General features: G+C 55.8%; 23 protein-coding genes. 15 read left to right on the top strand and 8 right to left on the bottom strand.

The features are described 5' to 3' along the window. The first annotated feature begins 11 nt into the window (after nt 1-11). The 6 genes from rpmH to ACYVG7_RS17745 all read left to right on the top strand — a co-directional run bounded on the left by rpmH (nt 12) and on the right by ACYVG7_RS17745 (nt 5,056). Nucleotides 12-155: a 50S ribosomal protein L34 gene (gene rpmH, locus ACYVG7_RS17770; protein ID WP_460884425.1), complete on the top strand. Its 144-nt coding sequence runs from the start codon at nt 12-14 to the stop codon at nt 153-155. Continuing rightward, nucleotides 148-504, top strand: a complete 357-nt coding sequence (gene rnpA, locus ACYVG7_RS17765; RefSeq protein ID WP_460884424.1) for a ribonuclease P protein component — start codon at nt 148-150, stop codon at nt 502-504. The genes rpmH and rnpA overlap by 8 nt, the downstream gene beginning before the upstream one ends. Further along, on the top strand, nt 471-728 hold the full coding sequence (gene yidD / locus ACYVG7_RS17760) for a membrane protein insertion efficiency factor YidD (RefSeq protein ID WP_460884423.1): 258 nt from the start codon (nt 471-473) through the stop codon (nt 726-728). Before rnpA ends, yidD begins: the two co-directional genes overlap by 34 nt. Before the next feature lie 2 nt (nt 729-730). Next, the gene (gene yidC, locus ACYVG7_RS17755; protein ID WP_460884422.1) at nt 731-2,374 is read left to right on the top strand and encodes a membrane protein insertase YidC; all 1,644 of its coding nucleotides are present in this window, start codon (nt 731-733) and stop codon (nt 2,372-2,374) included. 91 nt (nt 2,375-2,465) lie between these two features. Continuing rightward, nucleotides 2,466-3,830, top strand: a complete 1,365-nt coding sequence (mnmE, locus tag ACYVG7_RS17750; protein ID WP_460884421.1) for a tRNA uridine-5-carboxymethylaminomethyl(34) synthesis GTPase MnmE — start codon at nt 2,466-2,468, stop codon at nt 3,828-3,830. Nucleotides 3,831-4,015: 185 nt separating this feature from the next. Continuing rightward, nucleotides 4,016-5,056: a diguanylate cyclase domain-containing protein gene (locus ACYVG7_RS17745; protein ID WP_460884420.1), complete on the top strand. Its 1,041-nt coding sequence runs from the start codon at nt 4,016-4,018 to the stop codon at nt 5,054-5,056. Nucleotides 5,057-5,078: 22 nt separating this feature from the next. Here ACYVG7_RS17745 and ACYVG7_RS17740 read toward each other — a convergent pair whose 3' ends face one another. From ACYVG7_RS17740 to ACYVG7_RS17725, 4 genes are all read right to left on the bottom strand, one after another. Next, nucleotides 5,079-6,080, bottom strand: a complete 1,002-nt coding sequence (locus ACYVG7_RS17740; RefSeq protein ID WP_460884419.1) for a GlxA family transcriptional regulator — start codon at nt 6,078-6,080, stop codon at nt 5,079-5,081. Further along, nucleotides 6,073-6,966 (bottom strand): EamA family transporter, encoded by an 894-nt coding sequence (locus tag ACYVG7_RS17735; protein WP_460884418.1) that lies wholly within the window; start codon nt 6,964-6,966, stop codon nt 6,073-6,075. Before ACYVG7_RS17735 ends, ACYVG7_RS17740 begins: the two co-directional genes overlap by 8 nt. Then, complete coding sequence (locus tag ACYVG7_RS17730) at nt 6,966-7,523, bottom strand: isochorismatase family protein (RefSeq protein WP_460884417.1); 558 nt, start codon at nt 7,521-7,523, stop codon at nt 6,966-6,968. Before ACYVG7_RS17730 ends, ACYVG7_RS17735 begins: the two co-directional genes overlap by 1 nt. A 132-nt stretch (nt 7,524-7,655) precedes the next feature. Then, nucleotides 7,656-8,255 carry a helix-turn-helix domain-containing protein gene (locus tag ACYVG7_RS17725; protein ID WP_460884416.1) on the bottom strand — a complete coding sequence of 200 codons (600 nt, stop codon included), beginning with the start codon at nt 8,253-8,255 and terminating at the stop codon, nt 7,656-7,658. Nucleotides 8,256-8,372: 117 nt separating this feature from the next. Between ACYVG7_RS17725 and ACYVG7_RS17720 the strand changes: the two genes are divergently transcribed. Then, nucleotides 8,373-9,590: a benzoate/H(+) symporter BenE family transporter gene (locus ACYVG7_RS17720; protein ID WP_460884415.1), complete on the top strand. Its 1,218-nt coding sequence runs from the start codon at nt 8,373-8,375 to the stop codon at nt 9,588-9,590. A 66-nt stretch (nt 9,591-9,656) separates the two neighbouring features. Here the strand turns inward: ACYVG7_RS17720 and ACYVG7_RS17715 are convergent, their stop codons facing one another. Further along, the gene (locus ACYVG7_RS17715; RefSeq protein ID WP_460884414.1) at nt 9,657-10,232 is read right to left on the bottom strand and encodes a PqiC family protein; all 576 of its coding nucleotides are present in this window, start codon (nt 10,230-10,232) and stop codon (nt 9,657-9,659) included. Then, complete coding sequence (gene pqiB, locus ACYVG7_RS17710; RefSeq protein ID WP_460884413.1) at nt 10,229-11,878, bottom strand: intermembrane transport protein PqiB; 1,650 nt, start codon at nt 11,876-11,878, stop codon at nt 10,229-10,231. Before pqiB ends, ACYVG7_RS17715 begins: the two co-directional genes overlap by 4 nt. Nucleotides 11,879-12,060: 182 nt before the next feature. Here pqiB and ACYVG7_RS17705 point away from each other — a divergent pair, with 182 nt between their 5' ends. Next, nucleotides 12,061-12,726 (top strand): OmpA family lipoprotein, encoded by a 666-nt coding sequence (locus tag ACYVG7_RS17705; protein WP_460884412.1) that lies wholly within the window; start codon nt 12,061-12,063, stop codon nt 12,724-12,726. A gap of 70 nt (nt 12,727-12,796) precedes the next feature. On the opposite strand, the gene ACYVG7_RS17700 is transcribed toward ACYVG7_RS17705, so the two are convergent. Both ACYVG7_RS17700 and ACYVG7_RS17695 read right to left on the bottom strand, forming a co-directional pair. After that, a complete protein-coding gene (locus ACYVG7_RS17700; protein ID WP_460884411.1) occupies nt 12,797-13,897 on the bottom strand; it encodes an AI-2E family transporter in 1,101 nt (366 codons plus the stop codon). Nucleotides 13,898-13,938: 41 nt separating this feature from the next. After that, the gene (locus ACYVG7_RS17695) at nt 13,939-14,829 is read right to left on the bottom strand and encodes a DMT family transporter (protein ID WP_460884410.1); all 891 of its coding nucleotides are present in this window, start codon (nt 14,827-14,829) and stop codon (nt 13,939-13,941) included. Between the two features lie 150 nt (nt 14,830-14,979). Here ACYVG7_RS17695 and earP point away from each other — a divergent pair, with 150 nt between their 5' ends. From earP to ACYVG7_RS17660, 7 genes are all read left to right on the top strand, one after another. Continuing rightward, nucleotides 14,980-16,143, top strand: a complete 1,164-nt coding sequence (gene earP, locus ACYVG7_RS17690; protein ID WP_460884409.1) for an elongation factor P maturation arginine rhamnosyltransferase EarP — start codon at nt 14,980-14,982, stop codon at nt 16,141-16,143. A gap of 43 nt (nt 16,144-16,186) precedes the next feature. Beyond that, nucleotides 16,187-16,750 (top strand): elongation factor P, encoded by a 564-nt coding sequence (efp, locus tag ACYVG7_RS17685; RefSeq protein ID WP_460884408.1) that lies wholly within the window; start codon nt 16,187-16,189, stop codon nt 16,748-16,750. A gap of 102 nt (nt 16,751-16,852) precedes the next feature. Next, nucleotides 16,853-17,308 (top strand): FMN-binding protein MioC, encoded by a 456-nt coding sequence (mioC, locus tag ACYVG7_RS17680; protein ID WP_460884407.1) that lies wholly within the window; start codon nt 16,853-16,855, stop codon nt 17,306-17,308. A 494-nt stretch (nt 17,309-17,802) separates the two neighbouring features. Continuing rightward, nucleotides 17,803-19,692, top strand: a complete 1,890-nt coding sequence (gene mnmG / locus ACYVG7_RS17675) for a tRNA uridine-5-carboxymethylaminomethyl(34) synthesis enzyme MnmG (protein WP_460884406.1) — start codon at nt 17,803-17,805, stop codon at nt 19,690-19,692. 10 nt (nt 19,693-19,702) lie between these two features. Beyond that, nucleotides 19,703-20,320 carry a 16S rRNA (guanine(527)-N(7))-methyltransferase RsmG gene (gene rsmG, locus ACYVG7_RS17670; RefSeq protein ID WP_460884447.1) on the top strand — a complete coding sequence of 206 codons (618 nt, stop codon included), beginning with the start codon at nt 19,703-19,705 and terminating at the stop codon, nt 20,318-20,320. An 18-nt stretch (nt 20,321-20,338) separates the two neighbouring features. Then, the gene (locus ACYVG7_RS17665) at nt 20,339-21,124 is read left to right on the top strand and encodes a ParA family protein (protein WP_460884405.1); all 786 of its coding nucleotides are present in this window, start codon (nt 20,339-20,341) and stop codon (nt 21,122-21,124) included. A gap of 14 nt (nt 21,125-21,138) precedes the next feature. After that, entirely contained in the window at nt 21,139-22,047 is a 909-nt protein-coding gene (locus ACYVG7_RS17660; protein ID WP_460884404.1) for a ParB/RepB/Spo0J family partition protein, read from the top strand. Nucleotides 22,048-22,220 lie beyond the last annotated feature (173 nt).

Genomic DNA, 22,220 nt, shown 5'->3' with positions numbered 1-22,220 from the left:
CGGATAATGCTATGAAACGTACTTTCAATCCTTCAGTACTGAAGCGCGCTCGTAACCACGGTTTCCGCAGCCGTATGGCCACCAAGAATGGCCGTCTGGTTCTGGCTCGCCGTCGCGCCAAGGGTCGTGCACGCCTGACCACTGTGAATGGCTAATCACACCTTCCCTCGGGAGTTACGTCTGTTAACTCCCGAACATTTCAAAAATGTCTTCAATGAGCCTGTACGGGCTGCCTCTCCTCATCTGACACTTCTTGCTAAAGCTAACACTCTCGGCCATCCGCGCCTGGGCCTTACTGTGCCCAAAAAAGCGTTGAAACGAGCGGTCTGGCGAAATCGCATCAAGCGTTTGACTCGGGAAAGTTTCCGTCACAAGCAGCATGAACTGCCTGCCATCGATATTGTCGTGATTGCCAAAGCCGGTATCGGCCAATTGAGCAATGCCGAAATTAGCCACCTGCTGGATAAGTTATGGCGCACCCTGTCACGCCGTTGCAATGGCTAGCCATTAAACTCATACGACTCTATCAGTGGTTCATCAGCCCGCTGTTGGGACCGCGTTGTCGCTTCCATCCCAGCTGTTCGCACTACACCATTGAAGCAATCTGCCTGCACGGTCTCATAAAAGGCATTTGGTTAGGCATCAAACGTCTATTAAAATGTCACCCCTTACACGCAGGGGGCTATGACCCGGTCCCGCAACCCAAGCCGAAGAAGCGAAGAAACTAACTATGGAATCTCAACGTAACCTACTTGTCATTGGATTGCTGGTTGTCAGCTTCCTGCTGTGGCAACAGTGGAATGCCGATAAGGCGCCCAAGCCGCAGACCGTGGCCGTGACTCAAACCGATTCGTCCGTGCCTGCAGCCTCGAACGCAACCGATGTCCCTGGCGAAAAAGCCCAGACCAGCACCCGTCAACTGATCAAGTTGAGCTCCGATCAACTGGAACTGCTGGTGGATACCCAGGGCGGTGATATCGTGGACGCCAAGTTGCTGCAACATACCGTGGCGCAAGACTCCAACGACCCATTCCCGCTGCTGATGGATAAGCCGGGTCGTCTGTATGTCGCTCAAAGTGGCCTGATTGGCCGTGATGGTCCGGACAGCCGTCCTGAAGGTCGCCCCAGCTACACCAGCGCACAAACCGAATACAAACTGGTTGAAGGCCAGGACAAACTGGTTGTTCCTCTGACTTGGACTAGTCCGGAAGGCGTGACCTTCACCAAGGAATTCGTGCTGACCCGTGGCAAATACACCATTGGTGTGGACTACCAGGTAACCAACAGCAGCACCAAGCCGCTGGAGTTGCAATTCTATGGTCAACTGAAACAGACCATTGCCGCCCCTGAAGATCAGCAGAGCCATGCTCTGATGGCCAGCGCCTACCGGGGTGCCGCCTACTCGACCACTGATATCCGCTATCAGAAAGAAACCTTCGACAACATGAAGGAAACCAGCCTGAACACCAGCACCACAGGTGGCTGGGTTGGTATGCTGCAGCACTATTTTGTGACGGCCTGGACTGGCGATACCGCCGGTCAAAATCAGCTCTATAGTCGTGTAGTGGCCAATGGCCAGGAAGCGATCATTGGTCTGAAAGAACCAGTCACCAATGTTGCACCGGGCGCAGCTGTCACCTTGGGCTCCACCCTGTGGATCGGCCCGAAACTGCAAGATGAAATGGCAACCGTCGCCAAGCACCTCGATCTGACGGTTGACTACGGCTATCTCTGGTTCATCGCCCAACCGCTGTTCCAACTGCTGCAGTTCCTGCATGGTCTGGTTAGCAACTGGGGCGTGGCCATTATCCTGATCACCCTGATTGTGCGCGGCGGTATGTACCCGCTGACCAAGGCGCAGTACACCTCGATGGCCAAGATGCGCATGCTGCAGCCCAAGCTGACGGCACTGCGTGAGCGCTTCGGTGACGATCGCCAGAAGATGTCCCAGGCGATGATGGAGCTGTACAAGCAGGAGAAGGTCAACCCGCTCGGTGGCTGCTTCCCGATCCTGATCCAGATGCCGATCTTCATCGCCCTGTACTGGACGCTGATGGAGTCCGTCGAACTGCGTCATGCACCGTTTGCCCTGTGGCTGACTGACTTGTCGGTCAAGGACCCCTACTATGTGCTGCCGCTGCTGATGGGCGCCACCATGTGGTGGATCCAGAAGATGAGCCCGACCACGGTCACCGACCCGATGCAGCAGAAGGTGATGCAGTTCATGCCGATCATCTTCACCTTCATGTTCCTCTGGTTCCCGTCCGGTCTGACTCTGTACTGGTTGGTTTCCAACATTGTCACCATCATCCAGCAGACCATGATTTACCGTCAGCTGGAGAAGAAGGGTCTGCACAGTCGCGAGAAGAAATAAGTTCCGACCTTCAGATAAAGAATAAGGCGACCTACGGGTCGCCTTTTTTATTACAATGAGCCCAATCCCCGAGTACGAGAAGCACAGCCTCATGTTCAACACTGACACTATTGTGGCGCAAGCCACCCCTCCTGGCCGCGGTGGCGTAGGCATACTACGGGTTTCCGGACCACTGTGTGACACAGTGGCGACCGCCGTACTCGGTAAACTGCCCCGTGTTCGTTATGCGGAATACCTGCCGTTTCTGGATGACCATGGCCGGGTGCTGGATCAGGGCATAGCCCTGTTGTTCAAGGCCCCCAACAGCTTCACTGGCGAAGATGTGCTGGAGTTGCAAGGCCATGGTGGCCCGGTCGTGATGGACATGCTGCTGCGACGGATCCTACAGCTTCCCGGTGTCAGAACCGCCCGTCCGGGGGAGTTCTCCGAGCGCGCCTTCTTGAACGACAAGCTGGACTTGGCACAAGCCGAAGCCATCGCCGATCTGATTGAAGCCACCAGCGAGCAGGCCGCCCGTTCAGCCCTGCACTCGCTGCAAGGGGAATTCTCCCGGCGCATTACCGCACTGGTCGAGGATGTGACGCGATTGCGCATCTATGTCGAGGCGGCCATCGACTTTCCCGAGGAGGAGATCGATTTCCTCTCCGATGGCAAGGTGGCGCGCGATCTCTATGCCATCATTGACGATCTGGCCGCCGTACAGAACGAGGCGAAACAGGGAGCCATACTGCGCGAGGGGATGAAGGTGGTGATTGCCGGGCGCCCCAATGCCGGTAAATCCAGCCTGCTCAACGCCCTGGCAGGCCGCGAATCGGCCATCGTCACCGAAATCGCCGGTACCACCCGGGATGTGCTGCGTGAACATATCCATATCGATGGTATGCCGTTGCATATCATCGACACCGCCGGTCTGCGCGAGACCGAAGACGCCGTCGAAAAAATTGGTATCGAGCGCGCCTGGGCCGAGATTATCCAGGCGGATCGGGTGCTGTTTATGGTCGATGGCACCACCACATCCGCCGTTGATCCCCACGAAATCTGGCCCGACTTTATCGACCGCTTACCACCGCAACTCGGGCTGACCGTGATCCGTAACAAAGCGGATCTGACCGGCGAGATGCTAACCACCACCGAAGAGCAGGGCCACCCGGTTTTTCGTATCTCGGCCAAGAATAACCTCGGCCTCGAGGCGCTCCGTGAACACCTCAAACAGTGCATGGGCTATCAGAGCAATGTGGAAGGTGGCTTCATGGCCCGCCGCCGCCATCTGGAGGCCATTGCCCAGGCCGAGGAACACCTGCAATTGGCCAAGGTTCAGCTGGAGGTTTACGCCGCAGGCGAGCTGGTAGCTGAGGAGCTCCGACTGGTGCAAGAATATCTGAGCGAAATTACCGGCGCCTTCAGCTCCGATGATCTGTTAGGCCGGATTTTCAGCTCGTTCTGCATCGGCAAATAAGGTTGTTCCCTCCGCGACACTCATACTCTCTCGGCAATCTGACTCTGAAGTAGGGCTAAGCCGGATTACGGTCATCGACCAACGAATGTTGGTGGGATCGCAATCCGGCTGTCGCGGCATGCCGAATTTCACGCCCTTGGAAAACTCTGTTCTACGCTATAAGAGGCATGGCACGGGAGATTTCTATGACACACCAATCCACACATGACTCGCATTTGCTGCACATCCGCCTGGATGCCCAGCGTCGAGCGCTACAGATGGCCAGTCTCAGTCAGGATGATTACCGCCGCATTCTGCGTCTGCTGCAACTGCTCAGTGATGCCGAATGCGCCTGGATCAGCCTGTTGAGCGAAGATCAGGATCAATTACTGGAAGGGCTGGATATTCCGGCTGGCTTTCCACCTTCCATTGCGCAACGAGTGATTGCCGGTGAGGGCCTGTTCGAATGCAGCTCGGCGGACTGCGATCCCCAGCTTCGCAGCCATCTGTGGTGCAGCGAACATGAACTGGGATGGCTGGCGGCGTATCCTCTGCACAGCCCCGAGGGACATGCCATGGGCATGGTAGCCGTGGCTGCGCGCGAGCCTCGTAGCCTGGATATCCGACAACGACTGGCGCTGGTCGATCTGGTCAATTTATTGGAAGTCGAAATGCGGCTGCGCTTTCTACTGGCCAGCCAACCCCAAGCGCTGCGCAAACAAATGAATTCCATCTCGCTAGCCAACCAGCAGGGGGGCGGCAAGCTGCTGGATCCCGCCGAAATCGCTGATCTGCTGCACTGCAGTTATACCCGCTGCCGGTTGGAAGGCCGAGCCTATGCCTTGGCGCTGGTGGAGCTGGATCCCCTTGCCACACAGACGCTAACTCCTCAGCAGATTGAAGAATTACAACTGGCTGCCGCCAGCCGACTACAACGCAACCTGCGCCTAGGCGATCTACTCGGGCTGTGGCATCAGGGTCGGTTATTGGTGCTGCTGCCCGGCGTCGAGAGTGAAGAGCTGTTTGGTGTGGGTGACAAGCTGGTGCATTCACTGGACGATGTGGTGGATCTGGAGTCGCGCAGCCTGTCGTTAACGGCCTCCATCGGCGTGGTCGGCATCCAACTGCTCAAGGAGCGCCTGGATCTGGAGCTGGTACTGCACGCCGCAGGGGAAGCATTAGGCCAGGCCATTTTGGCAGGTCGCAATCGGGTACGGATCCAACAACTGACCCAAGACTCACGCTAGCTTGCGAAGGGATAGCGGCAGACTAATCCGCTATCCCTTCGCCGTTCTGCAGTGGCCGAGTTTGCTGCCGCCATTCGCCCGGGGTGCCCGTTCTGTGTCGATGCCAGACCCGCCGCAACTGATGGGCATCCCCCAGCCCCACCCGCTCGGCAACCTGATCCAACGTCATCCCCTGCTGCTGTAGCAGCGAACTGGCCAGCGCCAGGCGCAGCTCATTCTGATAGTGCGTCAGGGTAATGCCAGTCTGCTCGCGAAAAACTCGGGTCAGATGGCGCGCAGTGACACAGGCAATCGCCGCCAATTGATCCAGGGTCCATCCCAGTTCGGGCTCCTGACTGATGGCATCCTGTACCCGATGCACCGCTGGATGCAGGTGATTGCGCCAGGCCAGCCAGGGCGAAAACTGGCTTTCAGCACCATTGCGCCGCACAAACACCACCATATTTCGCGCGACCTGGGCGGCACACTGCGCCGAGGTCAATCGCTCGAGCAGGCTTAAGGCCAGATCGATGCCTGAAGTGACACCCGCACTACTCCAAAGCCTCCCATCCTGCACAAACAAACGGTTCTCCAGCACCCGTGACGAAGGGGATAACTCCGCCAGTTGGCCACTGTGACTATGATGGGTGGTACAGCTATGTCCGGCCAATAATCCGGCTTTCGCGGCGATCAGACTGCCGGCACAGATAGTCACCAGCAGCTCCGGCTGTTGACCAATCCGGCTGAGCCAAGCTAAAAGTTGCTGCATGGCTGGATTTTGCCAATCCGGCTCATGACCGGCGATGCCCGGGATCAGCAGCAGCGAGTCCGGCGGCAAGGTCTCCGGCAGCGTCGAGGCCAGCAGTGGTAAACCAATGGCGCTGGTCACCGGGCTTTGCGCCGCCACAAAGTGCAATTCGAAGCGCCGTTGTTGTTGATAACGATTGGCGAAGTAGAACACTTCGGCAGGCCCGGTGGCATCCAGCAGCAAGAGATCGGGCGGCAGCAGGATATAGACAGGGCTCAACCGAGCGGAATCAGCCATGGCGGTGCACCCACAAGCGCCAGCGCGGCCAGAACAGATTAACCAGCAGGCCCGCCAGTACCAGTGCTATCCCGCACCATTGTACCCCTTGCAAGCGCTCATCCAGCAGCACTCGAGCAGCGAGCAAGCCAACTACCGGGACCAGAAGCGTTAGCGGCGCCACCTCGGCGACCGGATAACGTTGCAGTAGTCGCCCCCAAATCACATAACCGACTATGGTGGCGATCAGTGCCAGATAGCCAATCGCCAATACACTCGAGGTCGAAAGATGCTGCAGGCTGCCGACTACCCGGCTCGGCCCCTCCAACCAGAGCGAAGCGGCCAGAAACGGCAACGGCGGCACCAGAGCCCCCCAGACCACCAGCCCGAGCAGATCGACGGGGCCAGATTGGCTGATCCGGCGAGTGACAATATTGCCCAGCCCCCAGCAGGCTGCGGCCCCCAGCGTCAGCACAAACCCCAGCAACGTCATGCCACCAGCCTGCTGTTGCGTGGCCAGCACCAGTAATCCGATCCCGGCCAATCCCAGCGCAGCCGGTTGATGTCGCTGCCAACGCTCCCCCAACAACACAGCACCGAAGAGTAGGGTGAAAATCATCTGGGATTGCAGAACCAGGGAGGCCACACCGGCCGGCATCCCCACTCGCATGGCACTAAAGAGCAGCGCAAACTGGCCAAAACTGATGGTCAAACCATAGGCCAACAACCAGCGTAACGGGATGCGCGGACGAGGCACAAAGAATACGGCGGGCAAGGCCACCAGCAAAAAGCGCAGCGCACCAAGCAGCAGAGGGGGGACGTCCACCAAGCCGACATGGATGACGACGAAATTCACGCCCCAGACCAGGACTACCAGCAGAGCCCATCCCCAATCGACAACACGCATCAACACGCCTCCGGCTTATCCGCCAAAAATTCGGGGACCGAACGGATACGGGCAAAACGCCAGGCCAGCACCAGCTCGGTCCGCTCCTTGATCTGCGCGGCAGTATATGAAATACCACTGTGTGGATGAGTCATGGCAAAGGTCAAGGTTGCATCACTGAAAAAATCGATACTAAAACCAAGATCCGAACCGTGGCGAGCCGTGGTTTCACAGCATTGCTCGGTACGCAGCCCGGATATCAGTAATTGTTGAATATTCTGACCGATCAACCAATCCAGCAGCGGAGTACCCGCCAAAGCACTGTGTCTGTGCTTGTGGATCACCAGATCCGGGGAAATATCAATCTCGTCCAACGTGGTCACCAGCCCCTGACGCGGATCGAACGGACCATCATCTGTAGTCTGGTGAAACACCTGCACCACCGGAATGCCTCGCGCCACACAACCATCGATTAACTGTTGCTGTGCCTGCTGCCAACTGGCGACATCCAGATCACTCCAGAATGGACGGGCTTTGAAGGACTTCTGAATATCAATAACAAGCAGGGCGCATTTCATGGGGCATCTCCATTATTCGTTGGTATACAGAGGATGTTATGCCAAGGTTCACCCCTGAGGCAGAGCAGTAACAGTCAGATAGCCGTACAAAAAAGGACATCGATTATCACGAAAACAGGAACCCGTTACTGTCTATTCCAGGCTACTCTCACGAGCTGATGCGGGAATCGGGGCATAGTGGATCAGATCGTGAAAACAGGCTGGCTGATCTCCCAAATTTCGATAGCCGTGAGCTTGATCGGCACGAAAGCGCAACACATCGCCGCACGCCAGAGGCTGCCAGGCCTCCTGCAGCCACACGGCCATCTGGCCACTGAGCAGGATCACCAGCTCTATTGATCCCTCTTCATGAGGTACCGAGTGATATTCACAGCCCACCGGCAACTCCACCCGCAATAACTCGTAACCCAGCGCCGGTTCGAACGGTAGCAGAGTGGTAACCCGGATCCCCTCGGCCATGACCCGGGATTGTTCCGGCTGCGGACCGCGATAGAACCCGGGCAATGCCGCAGCCGGGGAGGATAGATCGGCCATAAAGTAGGAAAAGGGTACGTGGAAACCGCCAGCAATCCTCCACAGCGTCACCACCGTCGGACTGGATTCGCCCCGTTCGATCTGGCCGAGCATGGCTTTACTCACACCACAGGCCTGTGCCGCCTGATCCAGACTCCAACCACGTTGTTGGCGTAGCTGCTTGAGTGCCAGCCCGACTTGTTGATTGATCTGCTCCATGTCCACTCCCCAATACTGCACCTTGTACGTTATAGCGCACACTGCTAGCATGCCATTGTGCGCTATAACGCACAACCCACACCAGCAGTTCCCACCGGCATCGACAGGAGTCAGCCCATGTCCCTTCTTGCATCCCTGCAGTCGTCCCTGCGTTTGCTGCGCCCACACCATCTGAGCAGTGGTCTGATTGCCGTGCTGGTTGGCTACACCAGTTCGGCGGTGATCATCTTCCAGGCCGCTGCCAGTGCCGGTGCCACGGCGGCACAACTCGGCTCCTGGCTGACCGTGTTGGGGCTCGGTATGGGAGTGACCACACTGGGACTGTCACTCTATTACCGGATCCCGATCCTCACCGCCTGGTCGACACCGGGTGCCGCACTACTGATATCCAGTCTAGCGGGCGTACCCATGGCCGAGGCGATCGGGGCTTTTCTTTGCTCCTCACTGCTGCTGCTGATCTGTGGCTTCAGCGGCCTATTTGCCCGCATCATGCATCGACTGCCCTTGCATCTGGCCAATGCCATGCTGGCTGGCGTGCTACTGCGATTTGGCCTCGACTTGTTTCATGCTTTCCAGCTCCAGCCTCTGCTGGTAGGCATCATGGGCATGAGCTTCTTGTGTCTCAAACCCCTGATGCCGCGCTATACGTTGGCGCTCACCTTGCTGTTCGGTATGGTCGTCGCCTGGCAACTGGATCTGCTGCATCTGAATAGTATTGAGCCGACCGCAGTACAGCTGGTCTGGACCACGCCCCAGTTCTCGCTACACAGTCTGTTGGGCATAGCTCTGCCGCTATTTCTGGTCACCATGAGTTCGCAAAATCTGCCCGGAGTCGCGGTGCTGCGAGCCCACGATTATCACCCACCCGTATCCCCACTGGTGGGCTGGACCGGCCTGACCGGTGCCTTGCTGGCTCCCTTTGGCTGCTACGCACTGAATCTAGCCGCCATCACAGCCGCGTTGTGTATGAGCAAGGAGGCCGATCCACAGCCCGAGCGCCGCTATCTGGCCGCCTGTTGTGCCGGTTTTTTATATCTGCTGACCGGATTACTCGGCGCGACCGTGGCTAGCCTATTTGCCGCCCTACCCCAGGCGCTCATCATGGCCATCGCCGGTTTGGCTCTGCTGGGGACCCTGGGCCACAGCTTGCATCAAGCACTGCAACCCGATCTGGATCGGGAAGCCGCCATCATCACTTTTCTGGTCACCGCGTCGGGCGTCACTGGCTTTGGCATTGGCTCGGCGTTCTGGGGCTTACTGGCTGGAGGTCTGGCGTTGACGTTGCGGGCCGATCGTCTGCAACGCTGGTTGCGGCGGGCACAAGGCAGAGCATAGAAGGTCTACATCAGGAACCGGGTGGTACTCGGAAAAGCAACATGGGCCCGTAGGCCCATGTGCTGATTACTTCGCGGTGAGAGTAGGTTGAAGCTCCTGCGCCAACTGCTTTACTTCGGTTTGCCAGCCCTCGCGCAAGGCCCGCACCAGAGCCGGGTAACCATCCTCGCCCAGCGGTATCTGTCTTTGGAAGGATTGGCTGTAAATCAGCTCATCACGCCGTAAAATCCAGCGGCCAGCGACTATGGCCTGACCGTCGAAACGCCCCTGAAAGGCGGTCATATTCACCGCCAGATGCCAGCTATTGGCATTAGCTCTCTCACCCTCCAGCACCTGAACCTGCTGCAACTGCCGGGATAGGCTCTGCACCAGACTGCGAGTCAGCTGTTTGTCCAACGCCTCGGCCCAGCGCGCCTGGTTGGCGGTCACGATTTGGACGTCATCCTGTTGAAAGGCGATACCCAAATCATTCAGATATTCCGGCAACTGCACCCGATCGACAACCAGCATAGGACCGGTCGTCACTTGTCGGGATGGGGCCTGATCGCCAGGCAGGCTCAGCACGTAATAGGCAGGAGCAACCGTGCTTGAGCAAGCCGTCAGCAACCATAACCCGAGAGAACAACACAGAAGACGAATCAATTGGCACTCCTTGGTACAGGATCATCCGCCGGGATCTGATTGAAAATCAGCGAATTGGGTTTTTCATTAACCTTACGGGCCGCAGGCTTCAATTCCCGCAACAGACTATTCAGCGATTCCACCGAGCGATTCAGATCGCCATACACAGGCGAATCACTGGAGAACGAACGTAGCGTCTTCTGCAATTCCTGCATCGCCTTGGTCAGCTCGGCAGGTAACTGCTGGGCACCGGGCTGCGCCGCCAACTTGTTCATATTACTGCTGAGTTCCCGCATGGCGGCAAAGCTCTGTTTGCTCTCCTTGAGCATGGCATCCAGGTTGCTCAGGGTCTGCTCGAGTGGCAGTTCGTTAAACTTGGTCAGCAGACGGTTGGCCTGCTGCTCCATCCGAGCCAGACCTCCGGCCACTGTCGGTATAGTGTGATACGAGCCGAAACGGCCATACCCCGCCGAGGCCGGACTATCGGGAACGGAATTGAAATCAACATACAGGGCACCAGTCAGCAGGCTTCCCGTCTTCAAGGTCGCCCGCAAACCCTTGCGGATCTGCTGCTCGATATCTCGCGACAGCTGACTCAAAGCCCGATCGCCACCCTCTTCATCAAAGCGATCCTGTTCGATGCGGATCAGCACCGGGATCAGGCCAGAATTGCGCCCCAGCAACTCCACATCGCCGAGTTGAAATGGTACTTCCATCACGGTGCCGATGCGGATCCCACGGTATTCAACCGGCGCACCACTGCTCAAGCCACGCACCGAGTCATTGAACAGCAGCACATAATCCAGATAGCGCTCATAGTAGCGATTGCGACTGCTGCTTTCGTCGGCATACAGGGTGAATTGCTGACCACTGGCCGCTGACTTGCCAAGCCCCCAACCCTTCGGCACATCGAAGCTGACCCCGCCCTTGATCAGGTTTTCCAGCGAGCCGGTTTCGAATTTCATGCCTTCGGCCGAGGCCTCGAATCGCACGCCGCCATTCATCCAGAAACGGACATTACTGGTGACCAGGCCATCATAGGGTGCGGTGATGAACAGTTGATATTCCATCTGCCGACTGCCGGTCGAAAAGTGACTCTGCTCCACCCGCCCTACGGTAAATCCGCGATACATGACCGGATCCCCGATATTCAGGCCCCGACTCTGCTCGCTGGTCAAACGGATCCGCAATCCTTTCTCATCGGGTTGGGCCACCGGCGCCGTATCCTGGACTACAAATTTTTCCCGGTATTTATTGCTCTTGCCGGGCAGCAGCTCGATATAGGACCCTGAGAGCAGAGTCCCCAAGCCAGAGATCCCCTGGCGTTCAATACGTGGCTTCACCACCCACCACTGGCTATCCTGCCGCAACAACTCTTCGGTATCGACCGCCATACGAGCCGTGATGATGACATGGGTCAAATCCTCACTGAGTTTCACCGTCTGCACCATGCCAACCTCGACGCTGCGCGCCTTGATCATGGTCTTACCCGCGACAATGCCCTCCGCGTTGCTCATGGTGAGAACCACCAGCGGTCCCTGATTGGAGAAGGATACGTATACCAGCCACAGACCGATCAGGGCCGCAGTGATAGGAACCATCCAGATAGGTGAGATGTAACGCAAGTTACGGATCCGGGCTTTGGCCGGGGAGAGAGCATCGGTCACGTCTATGCATCCTTGTTCGCTAACGATCGGCTCACTGGAATCAAGCAGCCAGATAAGCAAGGCCACCATGATCCGTTATCTATCGCCTGCTCACAAGTCCAACAACCGCATCAGTTTCAATTTCCTGAACAGTCATTTTTCGGTATATATGGCGTGATTTTTATCACACACAGGTAGTTTTGATGAAGCAACCAACCATTTTGCTCACCGCGCTTTGTATCGCTATCGGTGGCAGCGCCTGCACCACCATCAACCCTTACAGCGGTGAAGAACAGACCTCCAATGCCGTCAAAGGCGGCGCCATGGGGGCCGCCGCCGGAGCTCTGGTCGGCGTGCTCTCTTCGTCGAAAAAAGATCGCGGCAAAGGAGCCTTAATCGGCGCGGCATCCGGCGCCGCACTAGGCGGCGGTATCGGCTACTACATGGATGTCCAGGAAGCCAAACTACGGCAGAAGATGAAAGGAACCGGCGTATCAGTTACCCGCAGTGGTGATCAGATCATCCTGAATATGCCGAATAACGTGACCTTCGATAGCAATGCCAGTCAGTTGAAACCTGCAGGCGCCACGACCCTGCAGGGTGTGGCCATGGTGCTTAAAGAGTATGAAAACACCCATATCAATGTGCTGGGTCATACCGATAGCAGCGGTAGCCGCGATCTCAATATGCGCTTGTCACAGCAGCGCGCCGAGAGCGTCGGCACCGCACTGATCACCATGGGCGTGGATGGCAGTCGCCTGAATATGAGTGGCGTCGGCCCGGATCAACCGGTAGCCAGCAACAGCACCGCTGAGGGTAAGGCCCAGAATCGTCGCGTCACATTGACACTGACCCCAACCCAGAGTTAACCGCGCAGTGGATTTTCATTAAAGAAAAACGGCCCATTCAGGGCCGTTTCTATCGATCTCATGCCATGGATTAGCAGCTCGGACCCTCGATACTCACGCTCTTCGCCTCGGCATCCGCACCAGACAGCACCTCAGGTTTATTCACCCAGTTACGCAGCAAGGTATAGAACAACGACAAGAGTGTTGGCCCGAGGAATACCCCAAGCATGCCGAAGGCAATGGCCCCGCCAATGACCCCGAACAGGATCAAGGACAAGGGAAGCGGACTGTTCCGGCCAATGACCAACGACTTGACCACATTATCAATCGTGCCGACAACAAACATAAACCAGGCCACTAGGAAACCGGCCCAGACCATCTCGCCCTGCTTGAACAACCAATAGGCGGCAATAAAGCCAATCAAGGGCGGGCCACCAGGAATCACTGAGACCAGGCAAACCAACAGACCCAGGCTCAGGGCATTCGGCACACCCGCAATGGCTAGCCCAAACCAGGCCAGAGCACCTTGTGCCACAGCGGCGCCGATGAAACCATAGACCACACCGCGGATCGTGCTATTGCTGATCCGCAGTAGATTTTCGCCCGCAGGTCCTGCCACCTTGTGGCTAAACGCTATAACCCAGCGGTGCAGGGTCTCACCCTCGGCATACAGCACCCCGGCAATGACAATACTCAGCAGCAACATCAGCAATCCGCCGCCGAGTGCGCCCGCCATGCTCAACATGATCTTGGCCGCAGGCCCCACCATGCCCTTGAGCTGAGCCAGGATCTGATAATCCTGATTTTGCAGGGCCAGCCACTGCTCGGCAGCCCACTCGCCGATCAGCGGCAGTCCCGAGATCCAGTTCGGCAATTCGGGAAGTCCCGCCTGCACCTGCTCGGGAATGGTGCGCGCCAGATGGGTCAGTTGCTGGGCAAAATCAACCGATGCAACCAGCAGAGGCACCAGCACGAACAGCAATAGCGCCGACACAATCAGGGTTGCCGCCAGGGTATCGCGCCCCCCCAGTCGCAGGGAGAGCCACTGAAATGGCCCCCAGGTCGCTGAGACCAGAATGACCGCCCAGATGATGGCGGCCAGAAAGGGGGCCATGATGGCCAGCACGGCCAGAATGATGGCGATCAGCAGCGCCAATCCCAGCAGAGGTTGCACTATGGTACTCAGACGCATCGTTCTATCCCTTGATGATGAAATTAGACACCTGAAATTCCCTATGAAGGAAGCAACTCAGGTTCCTGCTTATTCCTGTCCGGCCAACGGACTTGCGAAAGCAACATCCCCGCCAACATCAGACCACACCCGAACCAGGCCCGCAGTGTCAGCGTCTCGTCTAGCAACCAGACGCCACCGAGCACGGCAAACACCGATTCCAGGCTCAGTATAATGGCAGCATGGGCCGGATTGGCACTCTTTTGTCCCACCACTTGCAACGTATAAGCCACGCCAACACTCACCAGGCCGGCATAGAGAATCGGCTGCCAGCCTGCCAATATGGCTGGCAGGGTCGGAGTTTCAATCAGCAAGGAGACACCCAGACTCAAGAGACCGCAGACCATAAATTGGACTGCCGAAAGCTTGAGAGGGCTCACGCGACCACTGAAGTGATCGATCAACAGAATATGGATGGCCCAGAACAGAGCACCAATGAATTGCAGCATATCGCCAAATGACATGCTGAAGTCATCGTTAATACTGAGCAGATAGAGACCGATGACGGCCAAGATGGCCCCCAGCCAGGTCGTGATACCCGTGGTGTGCTTCAGCAGCAATCCGAAAATAGGCACCAGGATCAGATACAGGCCGGTGATAAATCCAGCCTTGGCCGCCGTCGTATACAGCAAACCGACCTGCTGCAAGCTTGCCGCGATGAACAGCACAGCCCCGGCGAGCACACCCGCCAGCGGAAGTGAGCTCTCACCATAAAGCTGTGACGTGCGGCGACGCGAAAACCACCAGATCAACGGCAGCAAAGAACAGCTACCCAGTAAAAACCGAACCCCGTTAAACGCAAAAGGTTCGAGAAAATTCATTCCCAGACGCTGAGCAACAAAGCCGAAACCCCAAATCGCGGCGGCAGCTAATAACATGATATTGGCTTGCATAATAGAAAACTCGTGATGGCAATCGATAGCCCGATGGGCGAGCCATTATAGCCGATAAAACAGGCATCCCTATATCCATCAGATGCTGGTCAGCCGAATCGGGATCTTGTATAACCAGCGCCATCCCAGAGACCCGAAATGGAGCCAAACATGTCAGCCAATCCCAAACGATGGGACATTTTTTGTAACGTGGTCGATAACTATGGCGACATCGGAGTGACCTGGCGTCTAGCCCGGCAACTGGTCGACGAGTTTGGCCAGCGAGTCTGCTTATGGGTCGATGATCTGGCCAGTTTTGCCCGGATCTGTCCACAATTGCGACTCGATCAGGCTCGTCAGCAGTGTCAGGGGGTCGATATCGCCCATTGGGATGCCGATTTTTCAGCATCGTGGCAACCCGGCGATCGGGTCATCGAGGCATTTGCCTGCGAACTACCAGAGTTAGCGAAACAGCGCATGGCCCAATGTCAACCAGCCCCGTTGTGGCTGAATCTGGAATATCTGAGTGCCGAATCCTGGATCGACGAATGTCATGGTCTGCCCTCGCTCCAGTTAAATGGCCTGCAGAAGTATTTCTACTTTCCCGGGTTCACCCAGCGCAGCGGTGGCGTGATTTGTGAGCATTCACTCGCGGATCAACGTCAGCAATGGCAGAGGGATCCTCAATCTCGACATCAGCTGTTTGCCAGTTTTGGACTTCCACCCCAAGAGGAACAGACGCAGTATATCAGCCTGTTTACCTATGAAAGTGCAGCGCTACCGGCTCTGCTTACCCATTGGCGGGATAGCAATAAACCGATCTGCTGCCTGATCCCGCAGGGGCGGATCTTGAATTCAGTCGCCTCTTGGTTGGATCAACCCCTTGAAGCAATTACTCCCGGTTATTACCGGCAACAAGGATCCCTGGCGATCCTGATCCTGCCGATGACCGATCAGGCGGGATACGATCGTCTGCTCTGGAGTTGTGATGTCAACTGGGTGCGGGGCGAAGATTCCTTCCTGAGAGCCCAATGGGCGGCCCGCCCCTTCCTGTGGCATATTTATCCCCAGGCCGATGAAGCCCATCTGGAAAAACTGACTGCCTTTTTACGGCTATATGGCCAGAATTTGTCGGCAGACTGCTATAACGCATTGATTTCTCTTAGTGTCGCCTATGACAAAGGCCAAGGAAATGCCGCTGTGAGCGCCTGGCAAACGCTGGAGCAGCACGCAACCGAACTGCAAGCTCACGCACAAAGCTGGCCACAACAGGCCTTGGCTGGAGGAGATTTAGCCAGCCGACTGGTGCAATTCAGTGAAAAACGGCTAAAATAACGCGTTTTTTACAAAATCACTGTTCAATACAGGAAACGATCCAATGAAAACCGCCCAGGAAATCCGCGCAGGTAACGTCATCATGTTCGGTAACGACCCTATGGTCGTACTGAAAACCGAATTCAACAAATCCGGTCGTAATTCTGCCGTAGTCAAAATGAAGCTTAAGAACCTGCTCTCCGGCGCTGGTACCGAAACTGTGTTCAAGGCTGATGACAAGCTGGAAGTCGTACAACTGGAACGCAAAGAGTGCACCTACTCTTACTTCGCCGATCCTATGTATGTCTTCATGGATACCGAATACAACCAGTATGACATCGAGAAAGAAAACCTCGGTGACACCCTGAACTATATGGTTGACGGCATGGAAGATGTCTGTGAAGTGACCTTCTACAACGGCAAGGCCATCTCCGTTGAACTGCCGATCGCTGTAGTTCGTGAAGTCGAATACACTGAGCCAGCCGTTCGTGGCGACACCTCTGGCAAGGTTACCAAGCCAGCCAAGCTGGTAGGCACCGACTTCACCATCTCTGTTGCTGACTTCGTCAAGATCGGTGACAAGATCGAAATCGATACCCGTACCGGTGAATTCAAGCGCCGCGTCTAGTTCGTCCCCGCTTGACTATGAAAAGGAGCCCATCGCGGCTCCTTTTTTACTTTCTGCATCCCCTGTTACACTGCTTCTCTCATTTGTGAAGGAGCGCTTTATATGGCCATGATCCACCTGCTCGTTGGATCCACCCTGGGTGCCGCTGAATATGTGGCAGAACATGTTGCCGAGAAACTGCATGCCGCCGGGCATCAGACGGTCAACCACAATCCGGCAACCCTGGCGGCCCTGAACGGGCAACCGGGAGACATACTGCTGGTCGTCACCTCAACCCATGGCGCGGGGGATATTCCGGATAATCTCAAGCCATTTGCCGACGAGCTGGCATTGCACAGACCAGACCTGAGTCGCTACCACTTTGCCGTGATCGGTCTCGGCGACAGCAACTACGACACCTTCTGTGAGGGGGGCAAACGCATGGAACAACTACTGGATGCTTGTCGGGCCATGCCTCTCGGGGAGCGCTGTGATATCGATGTGACGCAGCATGATATACCGGAAGATGCCGCTGACAGCTGGCTATCCTGGTGGATCCCGCTACTCACAGCCAGATGAGCACCGCAAAAACTATTTCTGATACGAAGAGGGCCAACAGGCCCTTTTTTGTTATCCACAATATGTACGTGCAATAAGGCCTTTTCACTACATTAATCCACAGATTTCGATAAAATAAAAAAGTTATGTGTATAACAGCAGTGAAAACCTCTTATTAACCGTTAGTTATCCCATGTATAAGATCTAGACCCAATTGGGTTTGTGCATAAGATCCGATCTTGTCACAAGGCTCACGGTCGGTTGATCGACGATAGATCACAGGATTGGATCGTCGATAAGATCATGATCCTCTTGATCAAAAATGGCTTATCAACAAGATCGTTGGATCCTAATAGTAGATCCAATAAGAGATAGATCTAAAGATCTCAAGATCCTATTAATCAAGATCCTCGCGCCAGGATATAACCAAGACGTCATTTTACTGAGACGCCGAACCAGATAGAATGATCCGCCTTTTGGCTATTGATCCAGATGTTCGTTTTCGAGGTGATCCTATGCAATATCATGAGCAGTTCGACGTGATCGTCGTTGGTGGTGGCCATGCGGGTACCGAAGCTGCTACCGCTGCCGCACGTATGGGAATGAAAACCATGCTGCTGACCCATAACATCGATACCTTGGGTCATATGTCCTGTAATCCAGCGATCGGTGGCATAGGCAAAGGGCATCTGGTCAAAGAAGTTGATGCGTTAGGCGGTATCATGGCCCAAGCGATCGATCATGCCGGGATCCAGTTTCGTACCCTGAACTCTTCCAAAGGCCCGGCCGTTCGCGCAACACGAGCCCAGGCGGATCGACTGCTATACAAACAAGTGATCCGGTCACGACTGGAGAATTACCCGAATCTGACGCTGTTCCAGCAATCCTGTGACGATCTGATCCTGGAAGGTGAAAGGGTCTGTGGTGTGGTCACTCAGGCCGGGATCCGCATTTTGAGCAAAACCGTGGTACTGACGGCTGGAACATTCCTCAACGGCTTGATCCACATCGGCATGGAAAATTACCGCGGTGGCAGAGCTGGGGATCCTGCATCGATCTCCTTAGCCCAGCGCTTACGTGAGTTACCGTTACGGATCGGCCGCCTGAAAACTGGAACACCACCACGAATCGATGGCCGATCAGTCAATTTCTCACTCTTGCAACAGCAACCGGGTGATACACCGGTTCCGGTTTTCTCGTTTCTGGGCAAGGCTGAGCAGCATCCTCGTCAGGTGCCCTGTTTTATTACCCACACCAATGAACAGACCCACGAGGTTATTCGCCAGAACCTACACCGCAGCCCCATGTATGCCGGGGTCATCGAGGGGATAGGCCCTCGCTACTGCCCATCGATTGAAGACAAGGTCATGCGCTTTGCCGACAAGAATGCGCACCAGATTTTTATCGAGCCGGAGAGCCTCAGCTCCCACGAGCTCTACCCGAATGGTGTCTCGACCAGCTTGCCATTTGACGTCCAGGTGCAGATCATTCGCTCCATGGTCGGTTTTGAACATGCTCATATCGTGCGGCCTGGTTATGCCATTGAATACGATTACTTCGATCCTCGGGATCTGAAATCGAATATGGAAAATAAACACCTGCAGAACCTGTTTTTTGCTGGCCAGATCAACGGCACCACCGGTTACGAAGAGGCCGCAGCACAAGGCTTATTGGCCGGGATCAATGCCGCATTGCGGGCTCAGGAGAAGGATCCATGGTCTCCCCGGCGTGATCAGGCTTACATCGGGGTGATGATGGATGATCTTTCCACTCTGGGGACCAAAGAGCCCTACCGGATGTTCACCAGTCGTGCCGAATACCGCTTGTTGCTGCGGGAAGACAATGCCGATCTACGGTTGACAGCCATTGGCCGCGAACTCGGCTTGGTCGACGATGAACGCTGGAGCTTCTTCAACGACAAAATCGAGCTGATGGCCCAGGAACAGCAGCGTTTACGCAGCACCTGGGTGAATCAACTATCGCCTGCTGCAGCCGGGATCAATGCCATCATGAATGCGCCTCTGGCGCGTGAACACAGCCTGGAAGAGCTATTACGCCGCCCCGAGGTGACCTACGATGCCCTGATGTCGATCCCGGAGTTAGGGCCGAGGATCCCGAACGATCAGGCCGCTGAGCAGGTGGAGATCCAGGTGAAATATGCGGGCTACATCGATCGCCAGCAGGACGAGATCGACAAACAGCTGCGTAACGAGAACGCCTTATTGCCAGCGGATCTGGATTATGCCGATGTTTCCGGTCTTTCCAACGAGGTAAAGATCAAGCTCAATGACGCCAAACCAGAAACGATTGGCCAAGCCAGCCGGATCTCTGGGATCACTCCGGCGGCAATTTCTATCTTGCTGGTTCACCTGAAAAAGCGCGGGTTACTGCGCAAGAGCGCCTGAGGTTCGGATGCTGGAACAACGTTTAAATCAGTTACTGGCGCAGACCAACCTTGCGCTGTCCGATCAGCAGAAACAGCAACTGCTGGCCCTGGTCGGGTTGCTGCACAAGTGGAACAAGGCTTACAATCTGACGTCAGTGCGTGATCCTGAAGCCATGCTGGTCAAACACATCATGGATAGCGTGGTGGTTAGCCCCTGGTTACAAGGCTCGCGTTTTATCGATGTCGGCACCGGTCCCGGCTTACCAGGGCTGCCCCTGGCCATCATCAATCCGGACAAACAGTTCGTGTTGCTGGATAGTCTGGGCAAGCGTATTCGTTTCATCCGTCAGGTTATTCTTGAACTGGGCTTGAAAAATGTCACCCCAGTGCAGTCACGCGTGGAGGACTTCCATGATGACAGTGGCTTTGACGGTGTATTGAGTCGTGCGTTCGCCTCCTTGAATGATATGTTGAGCTGGTGTGGTCATTTACCAGCCGCTCACGGCTGTTTTCTGGCTTTGAAGGGTCTTTATCCGACGGAGGAGCTGGAACAGCTTCCAACCGGTTTTGTGGTGGTGGGGGCGCACCCTCTAGCCGTTCCAGAACTGGATGGCGAACGTCATCTCATCATTCTTAAAAAACAATAGCGTTAGCAGGGGAGCTCAGTGGGTAAAATTATCGCCATTGCGAACCAGAAAGGTGGGGTCGGTAAGACCACCACATGCGTAAACCTCGCAGCCTCAATGGCTGCAACGAGACGCAAGGTTCTGGTGGTCGATCTGGATCCTCAGGGCAATGCCACTATGGCCAGCGGTATTGATAAATACCAGGTCGAACGCACCGCCTATGAATTACTGGTCGATGAATTGCCGGCCAAAGAAGTGCTGATCGCCGAAACGGCGGGTGGGTATCACCTGATCGCCGCCAACTCCGATGTGACCGCCGCTGAAATTCGCCTTCTGGAGTTTTTTGCTCGTGAAATTCGCCTCCGCAATGCCTTGAATGCGGTTCGCGATCAGTACGATTACATCTTCATCGATTGCCCGCCGTCACTGAATCTGCTGACGGTGAACGCTATGTCGGCCGCCGATTCGGTGCTGGTGCCGATGCAGTGCGAGTATTTCGCGTTGGAAGGCTTAACGGCGCTGGTGGACACTATCAGTAAACTGGTGGCTGTGGTGAACCCCAATCTCAAGATTGAGGGCATATTGCGCACCATGTTCGATCATCGAAATCGCCTGTCGAATGATGTGTCCGATCAGCTAAAACAGCACTTTGGCGATAAGGTGTACCGCACCGTCATCCCGCGCAATGTCCGCTTGGCTGAGGCGCCGAGCTTCGGTACTCCCGCCATGTATTACGATAAAACGTCAGTTGGAGCCAAGGCCTATCTGGCATTGGCCGGCGAGATGTTGCGCCGGGAAGAACAAGCCAGCCTCGAATCAGCCTGAGCCAGAGAATGAACATGACACCGAAGAAACGTGGTTTGGGTAAGGGGCTGGAAGCTCTGTTGGGTACGAGCACAGCCGCGCGCCAGAAGCAGATCCTGGACGACATCAAATCGGATGAGGCGCGTTCCCGCAGTGACGAATTGCAAGGCGAGTTACGCCGGCTCCCGCTGTCATGGTTGCGGCCGGGTAAGTATCAGCCGCGCAAGGATATGTCCCAGGAGGCACTGGAGGAGTTGGCTAACTCGATCCGGGCGCAAGGCGTGATCCAGCCGATTGTGGTGCGTCAACTGGAAGAGCAAAGCTTCGAAATTATCGCCGGCGAGCGTCGCTGGCGAGCTTGCCAGCTGGTTCGTCTAGAAACAGTCCCCTGCATCATCAAGAATGTGGCGGATAACGCCGCCGTCGCAATTGCACTGATCGAGAATATTCAGCGGGAAGATCTGAACGCCATTGAAGAGGCGGCCGCTTTGTTACGCCTGATGCAGGAGTTTGAACTTACCCATCAGGAAGTGGCGGAGGCGGTGGGCAAATCCCGTAGTGCGGTATCCAATCTGTTACGGCTCAATCAGCTGAATGATGATGTCAAACGGCTAGTGGAGCATGGCGATCTGGATATGGGGCACGCTCGAGCATTGCTGGGTCTGGAAGGTGCTCTGCAAACCGAGTTGGCACGTCAGGTCGCGCAGAAGGGGATGACGGTACGAGATACCGAGAAAATGGTGCAGCGTTTGCTCGCCCCCCGGGAGGAACGACCCGCCGTTGAACCGCCACCCTTGCTGGCCAGTTGGGAAAGCCGGGTGAGCGAACGCTTGGGGATACCGGCAAAGTTTGTCTCCTCCGGTAAAGAAAAAGGAAAACTGGTGATCAGTTTTCAGAATCAGGCCGATCTGGACAAAATTCTACGGTACTTCGAATTATCGTGATGTAAGAAATAGGGAATTTATATTCCCTATTTTTATTATGGTTACTTAGGTTTTTGAATTTGGTTATAACCGTGACAGTTATTTTAGACCTGATTACCACCATGATTCAGCCCTTCAGGACTACACTTAAATGGTTCTGTTCTGGAGGGTTAAATCATGGCCAGAAACAAGGT

This window comes from Pseudaeromonas pectinilytica, assembly GCF_054780855.1.
Note: the sequence above shows the minus strand (reverse complement) of the source record. Positions and strands in the feature narration are given on the sequence as shown.